Raw genomic sequence first — 13819 nt, forward strand, 5'->3', positions numbered from 1 at the left:
ACAACGTTGAGATGCTTTACTGCAACTTCAACCACTGTTTTACCGCATCCAGCTGCCCATATCGGGTCAGGTCGATTTGTAACGGTGTTACCGATACCCGGTTACGCTCAATCGCAAGAAAGTCTGTACCCTCTCCGGCATCCTGGGCGGGACCTGCGGCACCTACCCAGTAAACTGTTTCCCCCCGTGGGCTTTGCGATTTGACTACCGCTTCGGCCTTATGGCGGCGGCCAAGCCGGGTTACCTCGATGCCTTGCAGCTCGTCATAGGGAATATCGGGTACGTTGACGTTGAGTAATACCGGTCCATGGAGTTTGTCGCCTTCAAAACGTTGCACCATTTCTGTTGCAACACGTGCGGCGGTAGCAAAATTTCCGGCGGACAAACTGGCAAGGGAAACAGCGATAGAGGGGACGCCCAGCAAAAAACCTTCGGTAGCGGCGGCTACGGTTCCGGAATAAACCGTATCGTCACCCATGTTGGCACCATCATTAATGCCGGATACGACCATGTCCGGCAATGTGTCCAGCATGCCCGTAACCGCCAGATGCACGCAATCCGTGGGGGTGCCATTCACGTAGTAAAAGCCATTATGAGACTTGCGCAGATGGAGCGGGCGATCCAGTGTAAGTGAATTACTGGCGCCACTTCGGTCGCGCTCCGGTGCGACCACGATGATATCCGCAATCACGGAAAGCGCTTCCGCGAGACAGGCAAGGCCTGGCGCAAAATACCCGTCGTCGTTACTGAGCAATATGCGCATTCGATTCGAACAATACCCAGGTGATTGCGTGACTTATCAGGGGGCAAGCATACGCTTAACAATCGACTTGCGGATCTGATTGGTCGGGGCGAGAGGATTTGAACCTCCGACCACTTGCACCCCATGCAAGTACGCTACCAGGCTGCGCTACGCCCCGAAGTATAAATTATAGCAAACAAGCCAGGGGGTAAGGAACCTCTATTGATGCGCGGCAGGGCAAAGGGTATGAAATAATAGTAAAGTGGCATGAAACGGCGTCTTGTCCAAATTCATGGCGTACTTTCAGAGATACCCACTTCAAAAAGTTAGCCGGACACTACTGATTCTTCATCATGAAAAATATTCTGCTGTTGCTATGCTTCCTGCCGCTCGCAGCATGCGCCCCCCAGAAGGCGCTGAAGGGATTCGATAGTGATTTTGATGGCGGCAAATCCTGGGCTGAACTGCAGGTGCAACTGCCTGCCTACCCCAAAGCGGAGAATCTGCTGCCATTTGACGCCGGCCCCGCCAGCAATAATCTTCATTACATTGATGCTCCCTCCATCGTGGTGGGAGAAGATGACATAGTCCGCTACACTCTGGTAATCAAATCACCTGAAGGAGCAATGAACATAAGCTACGAAGGTATGCGATGTGCGACCGACGGCGTGAGGGAGAATGTGAGAGCGGAACTATTAATTTTGAAATTCCAGATCGCTGAAAAAAGGCTTTACGCCATTGGCCGTGACGACAAGACCTGGGTACGGGCGCGGGGATCGAAATGGGAGGAACTCGAAGATAAATCCCAGCACTATGCACAACGGGCGCTTTCCAGATATTTCTTCTGCCCGGCTAATATTATTGTAAGAAATGAGAAAGAGGCTATTCAAGCGTTGAAGAGCGGTAGCCATCCGCGCGTAATTCAGTAGCCCGTGGTACACGCTGAATCACGCGTTGAAGCATCGCAACAGACAGTTCCATGGTCGCTAGCGACCTGCCGAACTTAAAGAATCAAAGCTAAAAAGTGAATGGGCACGGACCCGCGGAGGATTTATTCCGAGATCCTTTAAGATCGAAGCAGTGACACGACACTTTTGATCTCGCGCCGCAACAATGTCAAATCGACTGCCGGGAGAGACGCCGAGGCTACGGTGGCATTAGTACCGGATACCGGCTCGACCATGCCCTGTCCCAGGCGGCTGCGAGCACCGTGGATGGTGAAACCGTGCTCGTAAAGTAATTCCCGAATACGGCGAACCAGCAGTACTTCATGATGCTGATAGTAACGGCGGTTGCCCCGTCGCTTGACAGGCTTTAATTGTGCGAATTCCTGCTCCCAATAGCGCAATACATGCGGCTTGACGCCACACAACTCGCTAACTTCGCCAATCGTGAAATAGCGCTTCGCCGGAATGGGCATTAAAGCGCTACTGGGCGTTATGTTTTCCATGCTGATTCTGTTCAACCATTGCCTTCAGTTTCTGGCTGGCGTGGAAAGTCACCACACGCCGCGCGGTAATTGGTATTTCTTCGCCGGTCTTGGGATTGCGGCCCGGGCGTTGCCGCTTATCGCGCAATTGAAAATTGCCGAACCCTGAAAGTTTCACAGCATCTCCATTCTGCAGCGCGGCGCGGACTTCTTCATAGAAAGATTCCACCATATCCTTCGCCTCTCGCTTGTTAAACCCAACTTTCTCGAATAGTAAATCCGCCAGCTCAGCCTTCGTTAAGGTCATACTCTCCCTCATCTGTTTATTTACGTTTCTGGATGTGGCTAATCAGCCATTCCTTTTCTTTCAACCTAAAACCGGTAATTGGACGGGATGAATCAAAACACTGTCTATTAAATGAGCGGTCAACTACCGGATTCAGGTTCAATTACGTAGCCTTGCGCCAAACTGATTTTCCAGAATATTTATCAATTTTGTCATGACCAAGTCTACTTCCGCGTCAGTCAATGTTTTTTGAGTATCTTGTAATAACACCCGGAATGCAAGACTTTTTTCGCCATTTTCCATCCCCTTGCCGCGATACACGTCGAACAGGGAAATTTCCAAAATCGTGGGTGATTTTTCCGCTTGCATACCATCCAGCATCGCCTGCACGGTAATATCCTCCTCCACCACCACAGCGATATCGCGTCGTATTAGCGGAAATTTTGATATCTCCGCAGCCATCGGCAGCTTTCGTGTCAGCAGGATATCCAGATCCAATTCGAACAATACAGCGGAATCAGGCAAACCAAGCTTTTGCTGCCAGCGGGGATGAAGTTCTCCCAGATAGCCGGCGATTCTTTCACCCAAACGAATTCGGGCCGATTTACCGGGATGCAGGGTGGGATGGGAAACTACCTCAAAATTCGGCAGTGCGGGCCAAAAGAGCGCCTCGATATCCGCCTTTACATCATAAAAATCCACTCTGCGAGCGGACATTCCCCACTGTTCCGCTACGGCGTCTCCATAGCAAAGTCCAGCCAGTTTCTCCGGTTGCGCATAAGTTTCACCTTCTCTCACGAAGCAACACCCGATCTCGAACAGTCGCACTCTGGCCTGCTTGCGGTTAAGATTGAATTGCAAGTTTGATATCAGGCCGCCAAGCAGGCTGCTACGCATCACCCCCATCTGACTGGATAGCGGATTTTTCAATGCTATTGGTGCTTTCTCCCCCGCCAGCTCCAATTCCCATGAGACATCCACGAAAGCATAGTTGATGACTTCCTGGTAGTCTCGTCCTACCAGAATCTGCCGCAACTGCGGCGATGCGTGTACGGATTCAGACGCGGGCAACATGCCCAGCTTTGCATGGGGAAACGCCGCTGGAATATGGTTGTATCCGTAAATGCGTGCCAATTCTTCAATCAGGTCTTCTTCTATGGCGAGATCGAAACGGTAACTCGGCGGCGTTACACGAAATACACCGGCCACGCCGGCCGTAGCGGAAAAATTGAATTGCAAGCGCCGTAATAGCGTGGCGGCCGTGGCCTCATCAAGTGTGATGCCCAGCACTCTTCGCGACCGCTCCAACCGCAGATCAATCGGATTGCGTTGCGGCAATTTATTCCTGACTTCAGTAATCGGGCCCGCCTTGCCGCCACAAATATCGAGCACCAGATTTGTGACGCGTTCCATCGCATTGCGCGTGGCGGCAAAGTCCACGCCGCGTTCAAAACGGTGCGCCGAATCGGAACTGAAGCCCAGGCGGAAAGATTTACCGGCGATTACCTCCTGACTGAAAAATGCGCTTTCCAGAAACAGGCCGGTTGTACCTTGCTGCACGCCACTTTCATTCCCGCCCATGATACCTGCGAGCGCCAGCGGCCTGGCCTCATCGGCGATCACCAGCATGTCGGGCTGCAAAACGAGGTCTTCACCATTCAGCAATTGGAGCATTTCGCCGGATTCGGCATAGCGCACATGGATTGCACCCGCACCCGTACGCCCGCCCGTAATCCTGGCCAGGTCGAAAGCATGAAGCGGCTGGCCGGTTTCCAGCATGACATAGTTGGTCACGTCCACCACTGCGTTGATCGTGCGTATCCCACTGCGCTCCAGGCGGCGAATCATCCATTGCGGCGTGGAAACATCAAGAGATATTTCACGTACTACTCGCCCACAATAAAGTGGACAAGCATCCGGCGCATCCACGTATACCGCCAGACTTTCGTCGATCCGATCCTGTACCGGTTCGATTTCGAGCGGCTTAAGCATTCCGGAAGTAATCGCCGCCACTTCCCGCGCTATGCCGGATAGCCCCAGGCAATCGGCACGGTTGGGTGTCAGCTTGAGTGTAATAAGGGTATCATCCAGTTCGTAATAATCGCGGAAATCCACACCTGTTGGCGCATCGCCAGGAAGCAGCAACAAACCCGCCTCGGTTTCTTCCAAACCGAGTTCCCTGGCTGAGCACAGCATGCCGGAGGATTCGACCCCGCGTATCCTCGTCTGCTCAATGACAACCTTGGGCAGTTGCGCACCAGCTAAAGCACATGGCACTTTTATACCGGCGTGAACATTCATCGCACCACAGACGATTTGTAGCGGCTGGTTACCTGCGGTAGAGCCAGCGTTCACTTGGCAGACTTTGAGGTGATCGGCGTCTGGATGTTTTTCCACGGACAGAACTTCAGCCACCACCACCTTGTTGAAAGCCGGGGCGACAGGCTCGATGGCTTCCACTTCCAGACCCGCCATGGTCAACGCATGGGCGAGATCACGGGTGGATAATGCTGGATCAACAAAAGTACGAAGCCAATTTTCAGAAAATTTCATGAGCGCCTGGTTTGCCGCGAAAGAAACGGTTCATGTTCTATGGGTATTGCCACCAATCTGAATCCACGAGAGCGTCCGCCGTGCGGTTGCCTGTCTCGTTTAATGAAAATCTCATGCGCCTGAAAAATAGTTCTTAATGTGTCACAAGTATTCATCTACAGAGTGCAGCGAAATTTTTATGCCCACCCTATTCTGAGAACCGAGGCAATGACAAAGTCAGCGATTACCGGAATCGGGATTGAATTGGATCGATTGACTGAAGCGCTCTAATTGAACTGCTTAAGGAATCGCAAATCATTCTCGAAAAATAAGCGCAAATCGTTCACGCCATACCTCAGCATCGCCAGGCGCTCCACTCCCATGCCAAAAGCGAAGCCAATATATTTTTCGCTGTCTATATGAGCATGTTTAAAAACATTAGGATGCACCATGCCGCAACCCAGGACTTCCAGCCAGCCTGTGTAACTGCATATACGGCAACCACTACTACGGCACATCACGCAACCAATATCCATTTCCGCAGATGGCTCGGTAAACGGAAAGAAAGAAGCGCGGAAGCGCACCGGCAAATCGTCGCGCTCGAAAAAATGTTGCATGAAATCCGCTAGTACACCCTTTAGCGCCGCGAAATTGGCGTTTTCATCCACCCATAAACCCTCTACCTGATGAAACATGGGGGTATGCGTCAGATCGGAGTCGCAACGATATACCCGCCCTGGCGCGATTACCTTTAAGGGCGGCTGGTTGTTTTGCATATATCGTATCTGTACCGGCGAAGTATGTGTACGCAGCAAATGCTCATGATGCTCATTATTCCCGCTACTGCCATCGTCGACGTAGAAGGTGTCGTGCATCGCCCTTGCCGGATGATTTTCAGGAATGTTAAGCGCGGTGAAATTGTAGAAGTCGGTTTCGATCTCAGGGCCTGATGCCACCACAAAACCAATTGAACGAAATAATGACTGGATACGCTCCAGCGTAAGTGTTACCGGATGCAAGCCGCCCATTCCCAGGCCACGGCCGGGCAGCGTCACATCCAGTGTCTCACCGATCAACTGCGCCTCCATCTTTTTTTCCTGTATCGCATCACGACGGAGCTTAAGTGCTGCTTCCAGGGATTCCTTCGCCTGGTTGATGCGGCTACCCATTGCAGGCCGTTCTTCCGGTGGTAGCTTGCCCAATCCCTTCAGCAATTCGGTTAGTCTGCCGTTGCGGCCGAGATAGCATGCCTTGGCCTGCTCCAGCTCAATGGCATCATCTATGCCATTGAACAGACTAATGGCTTCACTAAGGAGGGAATCCAGATTATTCATGAGAACGCAATAGGGAGCTCAGTTACCACAAGAAAAAAGGAGGCAAGGCGCATCTGCCTTTAGCCTCCTCGCGGTTCTCGGTACAACCGGCTATATGGCCAGGCTGGCCTTGGCTTGTTCAACTATTTTCACGAAAGCCGGCTTGTCAAATACGGCAATATCAGCCAGCACCTTGCGATCCACTTCAATCGCGGCCTTCTTCAAACCGTTCATGAATACGCTGTAGGATAGGCCACATTCGCGCGCAGCCGCATTGATACGGGCGATCCACAAGGCGCGAAACTCACGCTTCTTCTGGCGACGATCACGGTACGCATACTGTCCCGCTTTCATCACCGCTTCCTTGGCAATGCGATAGACGTTTTTGCGGCGCCCGCGATAACCCTTCGCCAGATTCAGCACTTTCTTATGACGGGCGTGAGCCGTTACACCACGTTTTACTCTTGGCATGGCAGTCTCTCCTTAAGCGTAGGGCATCATGGCGCGCACGGACGCCACATCGCTGCAATGAACGCCAGCGGTACCACGCAATTGGCGCTTGCTCTTCGTGGTTTTCTTGGTAAGTATGTGGCGCTTGAATGCCTGCGAACGTTTAACGCTGCCGCCGGCTCGCACTTTAAAGCGCTTTGCCGCACCACTCTTGGTTTTCATCTTTGGCATGACACAACTCCTGTTTTAATATGACGCCGGGTGTTTCCTGTTGGAACGCTTTTAAGACCCGAAAATCACTTGTTGTTCACCCGCCACAGATTATCTGTGCCGGGCTTGCTGCTATCGACGCAGAGCTCGACAATCCCTGCCTAACGTCACTTTCCAAACCTCCGGCCGCTATGGTGCCGCACCCGAATCCATTGCGGATGTGGCGCCATCAGTCTCCGCCTTCGGCTTGCTTTCCTTCGGCTTGGCTACTTTTATTTCCTTTTTCCGGGGAGACAACACCATTACCATCTGCCGCCCCTCCATTCTGGGAAACTGCTCCACCACCGCATGCGGCTCCAGATCACCCCTTATCCGCTCCAGCAAGCGCACACCGAATTCCTGATGCGCCATTTCACGGCCGCGAAAGCGCAACGTAATTTTAGCTTTGTCACCCTCTTCCAGGAAACTGATCAGGTTGCGCAGCTTGATATGGTAATCGCCGTCATCGGTGTTGGGCCGGAACTTGACTTCCTTGATCTGGACTTGTTTTTGTTTGAGCTTGGCTTCGTGTTTTTTCTTGCTTTCCTGATAACGAAACTTGCCGTAATCCATCAATCGGCACACCGGCGGCTGGGCGGTAGGCGCAATTTCGACCAAATCCACCTCGGCTTCCTCCGCCATGCTATTGGCGATCGCCAGAGAGACTACACCTATCTGCTCTCCTTCCACACCAATCAAGCGCACTTCCGGCGCATTAATCTCCAGATTGATACGCGCTGCTTTTTCCTGAACTATAGTAGTTCCCCAAGTCTGTTAATAAATCAAGCCGCGCCGGCTCTGATGGATGCTTCCGCTTTCAGCCGCTCAATCAACGTCTGCAAAGACATCTGGCCGAGATTCGAACCCTCGCGGGTTCGCACGGAAACCATTTTCGCCGCCACTTCCTTGTCGCCCACTATGATCTGATAGGGCAGTTTTTGTAAACTATGCTCCCGTATTTTATAAGTTATTTTCTCATTTCTCAAGTCCGCATACACTCGAATGCCATTGTACTTGAGTTCATCGGCCACTTTTCGGGCATAATCCGCTTGTCCCCCGGATATATTCAGCACCACCGCCTGATCCGGCGAAAGCCATAACGGGAGCGCCCCTGCGTGGTTTTCGATGATAATGCCGATAAAGCGCTCCAGCGAACCAAGAATCGCCCGATGGAGCATCACCGGCACGCGGCGGGAATTATCCTCGGCAACGTATTCAGCGCCTAACCGCTCCGGCATGGAAAAATCCAGTTGCAGCGTACCGCACTGCCACACACGTCCGATGCTGTCCTTAAGAGAAAATTCTATCTTGGGTCCATAGAAAGCGCCTTCGCCGGGCTGCAAATCCCAATCGAGCTTTTTATGGTTCATTGCCGATTGCAATGCGGCTTCCGCCTTATCCCACTGTTCTTCCGAGCCAACACGCTTTTTCGGGCGGGTTGAAAGTTTCACCAGGATTTCGTTAAATCCGAAATCGGTATAGACCTTGTGTAACAAATCAATAAATCGCACCGCCTCATCCTGCACTTGGGATTCGGCACAGAAAATATGCGCATCATCCTGAGTAAATGCGCGTACCCGCATGATACCATGCAGCGCACCCGATGGCTCATTCCGGTGACATGAGCCAAACTCCGCCAGCCTCAAAGGCAAGTCACGGTAACTTTTTAATCCCTGCTTGAATACTTGAACGTGACCGGGACAATTCATTGGCTTGACGGCAAAGTCACGATCTTCCGAATGTGTAATGAACATGTTCTCGCGAAAGTTTTCCCAGTGACCGGAACGCTCCCACAAACCTTTGTCCAGCACCGATGGCGTACGGATTTCCAGGTAATCATTATCGCGAAACACTTGCCGCATGTACTGTTCCACCTGTTGCCAGATGACCCAGCCTTTTGGATGCCAGAATACCATGCCCGGCGCTTCTTCCTGAATATGAAATAAATCCAGTTGTTTGCCGAGCCTGCGATGATCGCGTTTTTCCGCTTCCTCGAGACGATGGAGATAGGCGTCCTGATCCTCTTTTTTTGTCCAGGCCGTGCCATAAATCCGTTGCAGCATTTCATTGTGCGAGTCCCCGCGCCAGTAAGCGCCCGCCAACTTCATCAACTTGAATACCTTGAGCCTTGAAGTCGTGGGTACATGCGGTCCGCGACACAAGTCGGTAAAATTCCCCTGGGAATAGAGTGAAACATCTTCATCGCCAGGAATGGCTTCGATTATCTGAGCCTTGTAATGCTCGCCCTGATTCTTGAAAAAATTAATGGCCTCGGAGCGCTCCCACACTTTGCGCTCCACTTTCAGATTACGCGCGCTGATTTCCGCCATGCGCTTCTCTATCGCCTCCAGATCTTCCGGCGTAAACGGACGCTTGTAGGAAAAATCGTAATAAAAGCCATCTTCGATCACCGGACCAATAGTGACCTGGGCTTCCGGAAATAATTCTTTCACCGCATGTGCCAGCAGATGCGCGCTGGAGTGGCGAATGATTTCCAACCCTTCCGGATCTTTCTCGGTAACAATGGCCAGATCGCTGTCGGTCTCGATGCGGCTGGATGTGTCCATCAATTTACCATTCACTTTTCCCGCCAGCGCGGCGCGAGCCAGTCCCGCACCGATCGACGCCGCAACTTCGCCCACCGTCACCGGTTGCTCATACCTGCGTTCCGAACCATCCGGCAGACGAATGACAGTCACAACTTCTTCCTTTCGTAAGGGTAGCCTAAGCTATCAAGTATTCTCAAAATTCGCGGAAGCCAGCATTTTTTCCGCACGACTCGTGTTGTGCAAGCCGCATTCTCCCATAGCTCTCATTGAGCGACAACTCAATGCACCAATCAGAGACTGATCGAGACCTACGAACATCATGACCAATGCAGCGCCGCTCGCACAAGAGCCCCGGAAGAGGTTCTTTAGCTGATGCGGAAAAACAGCGATTCCCGCATGCTCCGATAAGTGGCATTACAGTCTTACTGCTACCGAGGACGGTATTGAGAAGCCTGCCAGGTTGTATAAAGCATGCGAAACGAACATTTCCACAAGGGAACTGCCCGGTTCTGATAAACCAGAGAAGATTAAGAAGAAAAGTTTAGGGAGACCCAAACAACATCGCCCGGACCAGCAATTCGCGCCCGTTGGGATCGCCTGTCTTGCCTATCACTTTCAGGCTACGGAACCTCTGAATAGGCTTCCGTGGTGCATACTGCGGGCAAAATCCACAAATTTATTCAGAGGTGGTCCAAGCCGAATAATCCATCGTTCTATGTAAAATTAAAAGCTGGCCTCACGCTTGAGCAGCTCTTCGATCTTGAGACCCACTTCCGATTGGCCTCCGAATACGGTCCCAATCTTCTTTTTGCTGAGATGCTCCAGATTGGTGGTATAGGCTTGAGCGGGTAGCGGGAAGAATTTAACTTCTTTAACCAGCGTCACCGCATTGTTCATATAAAACTCGACAAGCTCCTTGACTTCAGGTTTCTCAGCCGCCTTGACGTTGACGTAAATAAAAATTGGGCGAGACAGGGGCTGATAGCTCCCATCTTCCACTGTTTTGGCGGATGGGAGGACGCCGCCTTTGCCTCCATCAACAGCGGCTGCTTTGACCTTCTTCTGATTCTCGACATAGTAAGCGTAACCAAAGAAACCGAGTGCGTTCTTGTCGCTTGCCACTCCCTGCACCAGCACGTTATCGTCCTCGGATGCGGTAAAATCGCCACGGCTCGACTTAGCCTTGCCGACGATAGCTTCCGTAAAATAGTCGAAAGTGCCGGAATCCGCACCCGCACCATAGAGTTTCATCGGCTCGTCAGGCCACGCCGGATTTACTTGATTCCATCTCATGATTTTGCCCTGCGCAGTCGGCTCCCAGATTTTCTTTAACTCTGCGACAGTGATGGTTTTGGTCCAATCATTTTTCGGATTTACCACCACCGTCAACGCATCAAACGCCACTGGCATTTCGACATATTGCACGCCGGCTGCTTTGCAGTCATCCATCTCTTTTTTCAGGATGGGACGCGACGCATTGGCAATATCGATTTCCCCACGGCAAAATTTCTTGAAACCGCCACCGGTACCTGAAATACCGACCGTTACTCTAATTTTACCTTTCTTGGCTATTTGAAAATCTTCCGCCACCGCTTCGGTTATGGGGTAGACGGTGCTGGAGCCGTCTATTTTAACAACCGCGTCGGCGGCGCCTGCAACGCCGGCAGCGCCGATTAACATACCCAGTACGACCGATATCCCAAGTGCCTTTCCAGTTGGCAATCTTAACATTTCATTCTCCATTTAATTGATCAGATATCGTCAGGTACGCAATATGACCATACTAAGTCACCCATATTACCGTTTTGCGACATTGGCACGAATCGGCATTTGCGACTCATGGATTATGCCTATCGAACGGTTTGATCATAAAGGCAAATATGGGTGACAAAATTGCGACGCTCCGGGGAGCACATCTTATTAACAGCCATTTCCGCTGTTTAATTGCTTAATCCGCCGCGGCACTCCGCACAACGTCCGCAATCTTCTCCGCCCAATGTTCAACCCTCTGCTTAGATTCACCTTCCACCATTACCCGTATCAGTGGCTCGGTGCCTGATGCACGTAACAGCACGCGGCCGCTACCGTCCAGATCGCGTTCAGCTTCCGCCTGCGCCATTTTGATCGCCACATTGACGCGTGAATCGAATCCTTTGGGAACCTTGACGTTGATTAACTGTTGCGGATAAAGCGTTACCCCGCGTGTCAGCCCTGCCAAAGTCTTGCCGGTATCGCGCAGCGCATATAATACTTGCAGCGCGGAAATAATGCCGTCACCCGTGGTGTGCTTGTCGGTGCAAATAATATGGCCTGAGCCCTCACCGCCCAGCTGCCAACCTTCTTTCTGCATGAGTTCCAATACATAACGATCACCCACATTAGCGCGGGCAAAGGGAATATTCAGTTTCTTCAAACCATTTTCGACCGCGAGATTGGTCATCAAAGTCCCTGCCACACCCCCCTTGAGCAATCCCTTCCGCTGACGGTGTGCGGCAATAATGTAGATCAGCCGGTCGCCGTCATAGAGGGTACCTTTATTATCGACCATGACTACACGATCAGCATCGCCGTCCAGTGCAATACCGATATCGGCCCGATGCCGCCTGACAGCTTCCCGCAGGGCGGCACTATGGGTTGCACCGCATTCGTGATTAATATTGAGACCATCGGGCTGGACCCCGATGGCAACCACATCCGCACCCAGCTCATGCAGCACGTGCCCAGCAATTTGATATGCAGCCCCGTGGGCGCAATCAATCACGATGCGCAAGCCGCGTAGATCGAGGTGATTTGGAAAGGTACTTTTGCAGAACTCGATATAACGCCCTCTTGCATCATCGACACGCCGTGCTTTGCCGAGCTGCGCCGAAGGCATCGACTTGATGGGAGCATTCAATCCCGCCTCTATCTCATGTTCCGTGGCATCGGGCAATTTGCTACCCGCGGCGGAAAAGAACTTGATACCGTTATCCTCAAACGGATTATGTGAAGCGGAAATGACAATCCCCGCCTGCAAACGCAATGCACGGGTAAGATAAGCCACTGCTGGTGTCGGAGTGGGTCCGGATAACAGTACATCCACCCCGGCCGCGGACAATCCCGCCTGCAGTGCCGATTCCAGCATATATCCCGATATGCGCGTATCCTTGCCGATCAGTACTGCCGGACGTTCACCCTTGGATAAGTGCCAGTCGGAGGAAGCCAGAACCTTGCCGGCAGAATAGCCGAGATGCATAACGAATTCCGGCGTGATGGGTATTTCTCCTACACGTCCACGCACTCCATCAGTGCCAAAATATTTTCTGGTCATCGAAAAATTCCTTAAGTGGTCAGAATTGAGCGAGAGGCGCGCATGGCTTTCACCTCGGTGTTTTACCTTGCGAACACATGATCTTCATATGCAATCGGATCACGCGGGCATTGGGACAATATTCTGGCTGTTTTAAATGGCGGCATTCCTGAAACGCTAGACCATGCTTACCGCATCATAAACCGCCAGCGCATCCCTGGTCGCTTTGACATCATGTACACGCAAGATTCTAGCGCCCTTGGCTCTCGCCAGTAAAGCTGCGGCAACACTGGCATGAATCCGGTCACCCACCTCGTTGCCGGTGATCTTTCCCAACATGGATTTACGCGACAATCCCACCAGCACCGGTACACCCATATCCATGAATTGATCGAGATGGCGCAGTAATTCGATATTATGGCTCAGTGTCTTGCCGAAACCGAAGCCAGGGTCTATTACCAATCTCTCGCATGGAATACCCGCAGCTTCCGCCGCGTTCAGGCGCTGCCGCAAGAAGTCCTTCACTTCTGCTACCACGTCATTATACTGAGGATTAGCCTGCATGCTGAGCGGATCGCCCTGCATGTGCATGAGGCACACCGCGACACCGCCTTCCGCAATTACCTCAAGCGCACCAGGCGCCCTCAGAGCATTTACGTCATTAATCATGATCGCGCCGGCCTCTATTGCTGCCCGCATCACTTCCGGCTTGGATGTATCCACCGAAACAGGCGTGTTCATGCTTGATAAGGCCTTCACCACCGGAATGATACGATGCAGCTCCTCTTGCACACTCACTGGAGTGCCGCCGGGACGAGTGGATTCACCCCCAATATCCAGCAAATCAGCACCCTCTTCAATGAGGTGCGCCGCGTGGCGCAGAGCACTTTCTGTCGACGCATACAAACCACCGTCAGAAAAGGAATCTGGCGTTACATTGATGATCCCCATGACCAGAGGGCGGGATGAAACGAGATTTT

General features: G+C 52.1%; 13 protein-coding genes and 1 tRNA gene. 1 reads left to right on the forward strand and 13 read right to left on the reverse strand.

Annotated features, from left to right (window positions below; translation table 11 throughout):
* Positions 1-16 precede the first annotated feature (16 nt).
* Positions 17-763, reverse strand: a complete 747-nt coding sequence (gene surE / locus BLO43_RS08330) for a 5'/3'-nucleotidase SurE (protein ID WP_074631049.1) — start codon at positions 761-763, stop codon at positions 17-19.
* A gap of 80 nt (positions 764-843) precedes the next feature.
* Positions 844-920, reverse strand: a tRNA-Pro gene (locus BLO43_RS08335).
* Positions 921-1095: 175 nt separating this feature from the next.
* On the opposite strand from BLO43_RS08335, the gene BLO43_RS08340 reads away from it, so the two are divergent.
* Positions 1096-1671 carry a CNP1-like family protein gene (locus BLO43_RS08340; RefSeq protein ID WP_090906668.1) on the forward strand — a complete coding sequence of 192 codons (576 nt, stop codon included), beginning with the start codon at positions 1096-1098 and terminating at the stop codon, positions 1669-1671.
* Between the two features lie 137 nt (positions 1672-1808).
* Here the strand turns inward: BLO43_RS08340 and BLO43_RS08345 are convergent, their stop codons facing one another.
* The 11 genes from BLO43_RS08345 to folP all read right to left on the reverse strand — a co-directional run bounded on the left by BLO43_RS08345 (position 1809) and on the right by folP (position 13790).
* Entirely contained in the window at positions 1809-2192 is a 384-nt protein-coding gene (locus tag BLO43_RS08345) for a MerR family transcriptional regulator (protein ID WP_090906669.1), read from the reverse strand.
* Positions 2170-2490 (reverse strand): integration host factor subunit alpha, encoded by a 321-nt coding sequence (locus BLO43_RS08350; protein ID WP_256324047.1) that lies wholly within the window; start codon positions 2488-2490, stop codon positions 2170-2172. Before BLO43_RS08350 ends, BLO43_RS08345 begins: the two co-directional genes overlap by 23 nt.
* Before the next feature lie 126 nt (positions 2491-2616).
* A complete protein-coding gene (gene pheT, locus BLO43_RS08355; RefSeq protein ID WP_090906670.1) occupies positions 2617-5010 on the reverse strand; it encodes a phenylalanine--tRNA ligase subunit beta in 2394 nt (797 codons plus the stop codon).
* A 266-nt stretch (positions 5011-5276) separates the two neighbouring features.
* Positions 5277-6323: a phenylalanine--tRNA ligase subunit alpha gene (gene pheS / locus BLO43_RS08360; protein ID WP_090906671.1), complete on the reverse strand. Its 1047-nt coding sequence runs from the start codon at positions 6321-6323 to the stop codon at positions 5277-5279.
* A 90-nt stretch (positions 6324-6413) separates the two neighbouring features.
* Positions 6414-6773, reverse strand: a complete 360-nt coding sequence (gene rplT, locus BLO43_RS08365) for a 50S ribosomal protein L20 (protein WP_074631043.1) — start codon at positions 6771-6773, stop codon at positions 6414-6416.
* A gap of 12 nt (positions 6774-6785) precedes the next feature.
* The gene (gene rpmI, locus BLO43_RS08370) at positions 6786-6983 is read right to left on the reverse strand and encodes a 50S ribosomal protein L35 (protein WP_041512338.1); all 198 of its coding nucleotides are present in this window, start codon (positions 6981-6983) and stop codon (positions 6786-6788) included.
* A 168-nt stretch (positions 6984-7151) separates the two neighbouring features.
* Positions 7152-7757 carry a translation initiation factor IF-3 gene (gene infC, locus BLO43_RS08375; RefSeq protein WP_090906672.1) on the reverse strand — a complete coding sequence of 202 codons (606 nt, stop codon included), beginning with the start codon at positions 7755-7757 and terminating at the stop codon, positions 7152-7154.
* 26 nt (positions 7758-7783) lie between these two features.
* Positions 7784-9700 (reverse strand): threonine--tRNA ligase, encoded by a 1917-nt coding sequence (thrS, locus tag BLO43_RS08380; RefSeq protein WP_090906673.1) that lies wholly within the window; start codon positions 9698-9700, stop codon positions 7784-7786.
* Between the two features lie 573 nt (positions 9701-10273).
* Entirely contained in the window at positions 10274-11230 is a 957-nt protein-coding gene (locus BLO43_RS08385; protein WP_254773399.1) for a PstS family phosphate ABC transporter substrate-binding protein, read from the reverse strand.
* A 268-nt stretch (positions 11231-11498) separates the two neighbouring features.
* Entirely contained in the window at positions 11499-12860 is a 1362-nt protein-coding gene (gene glmM / locus BLO43_RS08390) for a phosphoglucosamine mutase (RefSeq protein WP_090906675.1), read from the reverse strand.
* 156 nt (positions 12861-13016) lie between these two features.
* Positions 13017-13790 (reverse strand): dihydropteroate synthase, encoded by a 774-nt coding sequence (folP, locus tag BLO43_RS08395; protein WP_090906676.1) that lies wholly within the window; start codon positions 13788-13790, stop codon positions 13017-13019.
* Positions 13791-13819 lie beyond the last annotated feature (29 nt).

Origin of the sequence: Nitrosospira sp. Nsp13, assembly GCF_900101945.1 — a bacterium.
Taxonomy (GTDB): domain Bacteria; phylum Pseudomonadota; class Gammaproteobacteria; order Burkholderiales; family Nitrosomonadaceae; genus Nitrosospira; species Nitrosospira multiformis_D.